8 protein-coding genes, 1 tRNA gene and 2 pseudogenes are annotated in these 7648 nt (G+C 67.4%); 1 reads left to right on the forward strand and 10 read right to left on the reverse strand.

Features of this window, described 5'->3' with window-relative positions; translation table 11 throughout:
* Positions 1 to 158 precede the first annotated feature (158 nt).
* Positions 159 to 233: transfer RNA gene (locus ASG60_RS21605), tRNA-Glu, on the forward strand.
* Between the two features lie 256 nt (positions 234 to 489).
* Here the strand turns inward: ASG60_RS21605 and ASG60_RS21610 are convergent.
* The 10 genes and pseudogenes from ASG60_RS21610 to ASG60_RS21650 all read right to left on the reverse strand — a co-directional run.
* Positions 490 to 1773, reverse strand: a complete 1284-nt coding sequence (locus ASG60_RS21610; protein WP_056387859.1) for a phosphatase domain-containing protein — start codon at positions 1771 to 1773, stop codon at positions 490 to 492.
* Position 1774: 1 nt separating this feature from the next.
* The gene (locus ASG60_RS21615) at positions 1775 to 2074 is read right to left on the reverse strand and encodes a hypothetical protein (RefSeq protein ID WP_056303426.1); all 300 of its coding nucleotides are present in this window, start codon (positions 2072 to 2074) and stop codon (positions 1775 to 1777) included.
* 1068 nt (positions 2075 to 3142) lie between these two features.
* On the reverse strand, positions 3143 to 3388 hold the full coding sequence (locus tag ASG60_RS21620) for a hypothetical protein (RefSeq protein WP_056261676.1): 246 nt from the start codon (positions 3386 to 3388) through the stop codon (positions 3143 to 3145).
* 731 nt (positions 3389 to 4119) lie between these two features.
* Positions 4120 to 4398 (reverse strand): hypothetical protein, encoded by a 279-nt coding sequence (locus ASG60_RS21625; protein WP_082478809.1) that lies wholly within the window; start codon positions 4396 to 4398, stop codon positions 4120 to 4122.
* 230 nt (positions 4399 to 4628) lie between these two features.
* Positions 4629 to 5075 carry a BA14K family protein gene (locus tag ASG60_RS21630; RefSeq protein WP_056387862.1) on the reverse strand — a complete coding sequence of 149 codons (447 nt, stop codon included), beginning with the start codon at positions 5073 to 5075 and terminating at the stop codon, positions 4629 to 4631.
* Between the two features lie 194 nt (positions 5076 to 5269).
* Positions 5270 to 5653: a CsbD family protein gene (locus tag ASG60_RS21635; protein ID WP_056261673.1), complete on the reverse strand. Its 384-nt coding sequence runs from the start codon at positions 5651 to 5653 to the stop codon at positions 5270 to 5272.
* Between the two features lie 66 nt (positions 5654 to 5719).
* On the reverse strand, positions 5720 to 5923 hold the full coding sequence (locus ASG60_RS21640; RefSeq protein WP_056174681.1) for a CsbD family protein: 204 nt from the start codon (positions 5921 to 5923) through the stop codon (positions 5720 to 5722).
* Between the two features lie 68 nt (positions 5924 to 5991).
* A pseudogene (locus ASG60_RS23675) lies at positions 5992 to 6568 on the reverse strand (PhnA-like protein); the annotation flags it as partial.
* A gap of 1 nt (position 6569) precedes the next feature.
* A pseudogene (locus tag ASG60_RS23680) lies at positions 6570 to 7014 on the reverse strand (PhnA-like protein); the annotation flags it as partial.
* A gap of 191 nt (positions 7015 to 7205) precedes the next feature.
* On the reverse strand, positions 7206 to 7648 hold a 443-nt coding region (locus ASG60_RS21650; protein ID WP_244476743.1), incomplete at its 5' end, for a CsbD family protein.

Consider the following 7648-nt stretch of genomic DNA (forward strand, 5'->3'; position numbering starts at 1 on the left):
GGACGCCTCTAGTCCCCTACCAGCCTACCAAGTACGTGGTTGCGAGGGTCAGGCATGGTAGGCATCCGAGGCCTGTCAACGAAGGATGCTTCTCGGCCCGTACAGGCGGTTGACTGCCCGGCTGTGCGAACGTAGAAAACTGGTATTGGTGAACCAAAGCGCCTATCGTCTATCGGTTAGGACAGGTCCCTTTCAAGGATCAGAGCGGGGTTCGACTCCCCGTAGGCGCGCCAACGCAGTATCAAACCCCACGGCGACTGCCGCAGAGCTCAATCGAGCTTTTGTTTATCGACGGTAGGGCGTGGTTTTTCCGCACTGAAAGACGGGGTCGCCCACTGTAGAGCGAGCCATTACCGTCCAGGACCGGGAAACGTCTCGCCGGTTTATCCTCGGTCGCCACCTTCAGCGTTAGCCCTCGGAGGTGCGTAAGACACTGCATCGGAACCGCCGAGGCCGGGTCCTGGATCGTGTCGAACGCTGCGTGCGCGATCAGCCCGGATCCTGACGCGTGCTCCGGCCGTTCCGATCCGCCGGTTCGACGACGATGTTCGGCGGGATGTCGGACCCGGACCCGAGGATGCTTCTCAGATGCCCATCGGCGACCGTTTGCGTGATGTTCGCGGGTCCTGATCCGCCGACGCGGTGGGTCCCGGTTTCGGTATCGCTCGCGGTTTCACGCTCGGAGGACACTGCTCCACCGCTCTCGGGCGCAATCAGGCCGAGACCGATCGCATGATCGGCCATGACGGCACTGTCGGCTGCGAGGACGAGGCTGCTTCCGGCGGCACTGACCGCGACGGCGAGGCGCTCGATCTCGACGATGCGGCTCTCGCCGCGCGAGACGTTGCGGATGTAGACGGCGAGCACACGCCCCGGGTGATCCGCCACGACCTGCGCGTAGACCTCCGGGTCGTGTTGACCGCTGTCGCCGAGCAGGACGACGGGCAGGTCGCGGTAGAGTGCCAGCATGTGGCCGATGAGCTCGCGCTTGTGATGCTCGGCCTTCCGCGGCAGGGGATGCCGCCAGGACAGCCCCCATTCCCGCAGGAACAGCACCGGTCCCACGGGGATCGCATGCTGGCGGAAGAACTCGCCCAGCATTTCGTAGATGCCCCATGGCGCCCGGGACACGTAGAGCATCGGGTTGGCCTCATGGCCGCTCGCGCCGTCGTGGAACGCGCGACAGAGGGCGGCGGCGCCCGGAAACGCCACGCGGTTCTCGGCGTCGGCCACGAAGAGGCGCCAGAGCATCTTGAACTTGTTGGCGACGCCCGTGTGCATGATGGTGTCGTCGATATCGCTGATGACGACGAACCGGCACCCCGTCGGCGGGATGTAGACCTGCCCCTGTGCGATCACCGGTGGATCGGCCTCGAGGGTGAGTGCGACGGGATGCCAGGCGATCCCGCCGGGAAGTGCCTCGCATGGGCGGAGGTGGACACGAAAGTACCCGTCCCGGTCGGTCGCGACGCGAACCTCCGCCCCGCCGAAGCGTGCCGTCACGGTGGCCCCGGCGATCTTTCGACGGCGGATGCGGCGCGCGATGTCACGCAAGCTCGCCCGGAGATCGTCGCCGTTCGCCGTTCGATCGGGGTGCGATTGCCGGAACACGCGGCCGATCAGGAAGATCTCCCGGCTCGTTCCGTAGCCGCGGTAAGCCTCGACGACCGTTCCGCCCCGCCCCTGCGCCTTGCGTACGGGACGGGCCGCGAGGGCCAACAGGCGGACGACAGCCGTTCGCCAAGTGGGCTTCGTCGAGGTGGGGCTCTCCATGTCAGCGGCGCACCGCCTCGACGTCGTCGACGTAGATCGAATCCGGCCCGCACGGGTGCCACGCCTTCTTCGCGTCGGTCTGTCCCTTCCTGCCCCAGCAATAGCCGGCCTGGGCCAGGCGACCACTCAGACGGTCGCGCAGCACGCACTGCTCGCGGATCGCCGCAGGATCGCCGCTTCCTTCACAGCCTTGCGTCGCCTTGGTTTCGGCGGCGAGCAGGTCACGCACCGTCGGCATCGGCTGCCCGAAGGCGCTGCCGGCGACAAGAAGCAGAGCGAAGGCGGCCGAGGTGGAACGCATCCCCACAGGATAGCCGCAAGCCGGTCGTTGTCGAGGAGAACCCTGCTGGCCGGCACGGGAGGCCGTCGAGGATGCTTCCCCGACGCATGGGGCATGACGCGGAACCGGGTCACACCGCCCACGATTCACTTCCGAGAACGGATTTTGGGAAGAGCGCAATGGTCTCTCAAGACAAGACACCGCCAGCCGGCCTCGACATACCCGCAAAGGGAAAATCCCTGGTCGAGCCCAGGATCACCGAGGACCCGGCGGAAGCCGGACCGACATCGCCAGGGCACGTCGCGCCGGCGGATGATCCGGGCCCGGAGACGGGCGGATACGACGATCATTCACCGAGCCGCCACCCGACGAACGAGGAGGGTGGCTACGGTGCAGGTTGAACCGCCCGCCGGGCTTCGCGCTCGCTGATCGCCACGATCCAGCGCCCCTCCTTGGGGTGCCGTCGTCGTGGATGAGCAGGTCCCTCCGAAGACCGACGGTGAGAGCACCGCGAGACGGGCGATGCGACGTACGGATGCATCCGACGCGCGGGGTTTGCGGGATTGTTGGTCCGAACGTCGAGACGACGGCGTGACGAGAGCAACCCATGCGATCGCCGACCCCCGATCGAATGCCCGAAATAGCACTCCGCATTTAGAGCCCGGCCTCGAACCGTCCGGCTTCGGCGGTGGGTCATTCGGTGTTGCGTGAAACTCCCGGGGCCTGCTGCTCGTACCTCCCATCACCTCGCGATGGCGCGGCAGGGAGACCGTATTGTCGAGAACCAAGTCTTTCGCCGCGGGACATCACCGTCGCCCGCTGCGATCCTACCGTGCCATCACCCGCCACAACGACGGGTGCATCATCCATGTGCGAGACATCCAGGCGGACAGCGACGAGGAGGCGATCCGGATCGTGACCGAGCCCGGCGCGGATGTCTGCACCGACCTTTGGAGCGAGAGGGGGCTGGTCCAGCGCTTCGGGATGAAAACCGGGTAGGGTGGAACCCCGCGGATGCTGGGCCGTTCTCCAGTCCCAACGAGACCCAACCTTCACCCGCCCGGAGCAATCCGCGGCGGGCTTTTCATGTCAGGACTTGGGCAGCCGCTTCTCCGGGGCGGGATGACGCAAGCGTGCCTTGGCGTGCCGGGTCGCCTGTTCCGTACGACCGGCGCCGGCCGTCTGCGAAGAACCGTAATAGTCGTGTCCGGTCAGCCCGAACGATCCGCCATGCACCACCCCGGGCGCATCAGGAATGCCGCCAAGAAATTCGAATGGCCCCGCCGAAGCAGCGGAGGCGTAGGCGACGAGGAGGGCGACGAGGGCGTAACGCATGCGCCGCTTTTACGGTCATATGCTGCACAGCACCTTAACGGCTTTCGCGGATCGCAGAGCCACCGGGGGAGGATCACTACCGCCGAGGTAAGCATCATAGCCGATCGCAGGTGCAAAGCCGTGAGATACTGCCGGCGGATCACCCCATCGATAGCGTTGCCCGCTCGGATAAGCGCTCGGTTGATTTCTTGGCCGATCCGGCGGTGGCGTTGCGGGCAGCAATCCGCTGACCGGAAAACGATCGGACCTGCGGCGTTCCCGGAACACCAAGAAGGCCGATGCCACGATTCGCATGTATGCCTCCAGGTGACGATGACGCTGGAAACAAGCACGCAGAAACGACGTTCCATCACCAAAATGTCAGTCGAACGATAGAAAGATAGAGTAAGCGGTGGTTTCCCATGTCGGCAAAGCGGATCATGGAAGATCCAATGGTTCCGGAATACGTGTAAATGGGCGGCCCCTAAGAACTTGCGAGCATCCGCGTCGATTGAAGAACCACGAGGATCAGCGTCGCGAAGGCCGCCGTGGCGACCAGATAGGTGATGATCTTGGTGAACTTGGTCATGATTCCCGTTTCTTCGGCCGTATGACCTGGGTCGCCCGCCCGGCGGTTTGCCTTCGTTCGGTGGCGCGCGGACAGGGTCGGGTAAGTTCAGGCTCCGGCGCTGGTCGGTGCCGGAGTTCGTGATGGCGCGCCCGTGCGGACCCTGGATCGCTCCTTGTGGGGCTCAGTCGTCCGCTTCGTCGGACGGGCCGCCATGCGATCGTTCATAAGCGGCGATGGCCCGGGAGCATCCCTCCGACAGGTTCGGGCGATTGCGCTTGAAGCAGGCTTTCACCTCGGGGCCGCCCGGTTTCATACCCGCGCACAGACGGAGGTAATCACCGCCACAACTCGCGCGCATGGCCTCCATCTCAGGCCCTTCCTGCGCTACGACCGCTGATGGGGGCAAGGCGAGTGCTCCCGCGAGCGTCAGTGCCTGCAGGGCCATTTTACGAAGGTTCATTTCAGGTTCTCTGTTTGCCTTGAGTCCGAGGGCGTTCCACGCGGAGCCACGTGGAGGTCCGCCTTGCACGGCTCGGGCATGCGATGATCTACACCGAGGCCTTGGGGGCCGGCACGTGTCCGCGGTGCGCAGCGTTCGCGAAAGCATCGGGCTCCGGAAACCCCGCCGTCGCGAGACCAGGGCCGCCATCAAGGCGGGCCCGATGTAGGCTGGGATCGGGCGCGACCGTGTCAGGGGCAAGCGTGACGGTCGCCGTCGTTGCCCAGATAGGTCCCGCTGGCCGCATCGTAGGAACGAAAGCGGCGAGCGCAGGCTGCGACGGCCTCGGGATTGGGTCCTCCCTGCACCACCACCGGAGCGGCTTGCGCCTGCGCGTTGGCGATGGCGCCACCGATGATGGCGCCCGCGGCCAAGCCGGCTACGCCCGCCCCCACCGCAGCGCCGACGCCCGGACCACGCCGATGGCCGTAGCCGCGCCGATAGCCGTAGCCTCGGCCATACCCGCGTCCACCGCGCCAACCGTGGCGAGGACCGAACCGCCGGTACTGAGCGTACGTGGTCGGCAGATCGCCTCGCTCGAGCGCTGCGATCGGCGCGGCGGTTGCCTGAGAAGCTTGGGCCGGTAGCCCGACCAGAGCGGCGACGACGGTGGTCGCGAAGGCGAGAGTCAGTCTCATGTGAACGTCGTTACCTATCGAGTGAGGATTGGTCCTATCGATCGACGTCAGTAGCCCCGGCGGTTCGACGGAGCGGAGGTCCGACTGCGAAAGCGGCGGCTGACGTAGGCGATGATCTTCGGAAGCACGAACGCGGTCAGCAGCTTGCGGATCATGGGTGGTCTCCGGGGTTGGGGTGCGTCACGGCGCGAAATTCAGTGCCTGGAACGGGACAGCCAACCGACCGCGAACGCGATGGCGGCAAGGCCGAGCAGGGCGGAGGCGCGATGGTCGTCGGTGTAACGGGCGGCTTGGCGGCCATAGGCCGTACCGCGCTCGCGGGCGTCGCGAGCGACCCCGCGTCCCTCCTCGATGAGATGAGCGGCCCGGCTCCGGACTTCACGCGCTAGATCCCGTCCGTCGTCGACGTAATCTTCGGCCCGATCGCGGGCGCGGCCGTAGGCGTATTGCGCACCGCCGGCCACCTGGTTGACGGCGCCACGCACCTGCCGGGCCGGATCACCGGTGAGGCCGCCGACGGCGGTCTGCGCGCGACCCTTGAGGTGGCGGGACGCGCCGCGGAACTGGTCACCGTTCATGGGTACTCCTGGGTTCGAATGGTGGGGCGGCGGGACCCTGTCGGTGCACCGGCCGCCCGTATGGGATCAGTGCTTGCCGGTGACCTTGTCGACGAGCGAGGCGACGCCGTCCTTGGCCTCGCCGACGGTGCGCTGGGCCTCGCCCTTGAGTTCCTGGGCCTTGCCTTCGACGACGAGCTTGTCGTTGCCCGTGACTTTGCCTGCGGCCTGCTTGACGTTGCCGGCCGCCTCGTTGGCGAGGCCCTTCAGCTTGTCCGTGGTGCTGCTCATGGGATGGATCCTTCGATTCGAGGATGAACGGGAGGCCGGCCGGTCGCGGTGACCGACCGGGGATCGTCTCAGACGCGACGGGCGTCGTAGCTGTCGGCGAGGGTGTGGAGCTTCGGGGCGCCGAGGCGGCCACCGAAGAAGCCGGCGAGCGCACCGAGGATCAGGGCGAGCGCACCGTAGAAGGCGCCCTGGGTGGCAGCCGACTTGGCGGCGACGGCCGCGGCTTCGGCCTTCACCTTGGCGGTGGCGATGGTCTCGTCGTACTGCTTCTTGTAGTCTTGGATCTGCGTCTTGGCCTGATCGACCGGGATGCCCTGAGCCTTGGCCAGCGCGTCGGCGGCACGGTTCTCGGCCTGGGCCTTCTGGGCCGGGTCACTGGTGAACAGGGCGCGGATCGCGGCGACGGCTGCATCCTTGGCGGCCTGCGGGTCCTGACCGGCGGCCTGGTTCCGAACCGACTGCTCGATCCCGTCGAAGGGGTTCGAGATCTTCGACAGCGACGGCGCGGCAGCCTGGGCCGCTGTCTGCACCGTGCCGCCGACGAGGGAGCCGGCGCCGCCGAGCGTGCTGGTCACGCCCGAGAAGGCGCCGCCGATGAGGCCGCCGGCCGCAGAGGTCAGCAGGTACAGAACCACGAGGGTGGTCNGATCGCCGGCCTCGACGGGTGTCGCGGCAGCCTGGGCCGCTGTCTGCACCGTGCCGCCGACGAGGGAGCCGGCGCCGCCGAGCGTGCTGGTCACGCCCGAGAAGGCGCCGCCGATGAGGCCGCCGGCCGCAGAGGTCAGCAGGTACAGAACCACGAGGGTGGTCACGGCCCACGAGACGAGGCCGTGCAGGCCGGCGGCACCCGTGACGGGCTTGCCCGACAGGCGACCGGCGATGAAGCCGCCGGCCAGCGCTGCGACGATGCCCGAGCCGACGAACCAGACGCCGGCACTCATCGACAGGGTGGAAGCGGCGGGATTGTCGGCGGCCACGGGGCCGACGCTCGACARGCCGACGCCGACGCCGACCATGTTCAGGATRACCTGGGTCACCAGGGCGGTGACGGCGCCGGCGAAGATGGCGCCCCACGAGACCTGGTTCAGCAGAACGGTGCGAGTGTCGGCMGAGGCCGTGGTGGTCGAGGTCGCGAGAAGGGGGGAAGTGGACACGTACAGGTACTCCGGGTCGTCGGTCGTCCGAAAAGTTCGGTCGTTCGAGGGGGCAGTCTGGGGTGGAACTCAACGGTCCGACCGAGCCGTCGCGGCGCGGTCGGACCGATCGATGCCGGCTCTGCGGATCAATCGCGGCCGTGGATGAGGAGGCYGAGGCCGTAGCCGACGAGGCCGGCMACCAGGAGGGCGGCAACGGGGTGCTCCGCGATCTGGCTGGCGGCATCGTTGCCGTTCCGACGAAGGGAACGGGCACCGGTCTCGTAGGCGTCTTCCGCCCGGTCGTACGCTTCGCGGCCTGCACTGCGGACGGAACGCTCGGCGCGCTCGTAGGTATCGCTGGCGGCACCCTGCGCCCGGCGTGCGCGGTCCTCGACATCGCCGGACCCGATCAGATTGCCGACGGTGTCGCGAACTTTGCCGCCGATCTCGCGGGCTGTCTCGGCAACGTGGTCGGCCGCATCGCGCGCGGTGTCCTTGGCTTGGCCGTACAGGTTCTCGGCGGCACCCTGCGCCTCGCGGGCGCGGCCCTCGACCGAGTCCCGGTTCGAGCCCGTGAGGTCGCCCACCG

It is taken from the genome of Methylobacterium sp. Leaf469 (genome assembly GCF_001424745.1).
GTDB lineage: Bacteria > Pseudomonadota > Alphaproteobacteria > Rhizobiales > Beijerinckiaceae > Methylobacterium.

Coding starts and splice junctions, on each gene's coding strand:
- ASG60_RS21625 (WP_082478809.1), bottom strand. CDS start 4,398: ATGAACCTTCGTAAAATGGCCCTGCAGGCACTGACGCTCGCGGGAGCA.
- ASG60_RS21635 (WP_056261673.1), bottom strand. CDS start 5,653: ATGAACGGTGACCAGTTCCGCGGCGCGTCCCGCCACCTCAAGGGTCGC.
- ASG60_RS21640 (WP_056174681.1), bottom strand. CDS start 5,923: ATGAGCAGCACCACGGACAAGCTGAAGGGCCTCGCCAACGAGGCGGCC.
- ASG60_RS21620 (WP_056261676.1), bottom strand. CDS start 3,388: ATGCGTTACGCCCTCGTCGCCCTCCTCGTCGCCTACGCCTCCGCTGCT.
- ASG60_RS21630 (WP_056387862.1), bottom strand. CDS start 5,075: ATGAGACTGACTCTCGCCTTCGCGACCACCGTCGTCGCCGCTCTGGTC.
- ASG60_RS21615 (WP_056303426.1), bottom strand. CDS start 2,074: ATGCGTTCCACCTCGGCCGCCTTCGCTCTGCTTCTTGTCGCCGGCAGC.
- ASG60_RS21610 (WP_056387859.1), bottom strand. CDS start 1,773: ATGGAGAGCCCCACCTCGACGAAGCCCACTTGGCGAACGGCTGTCGTC.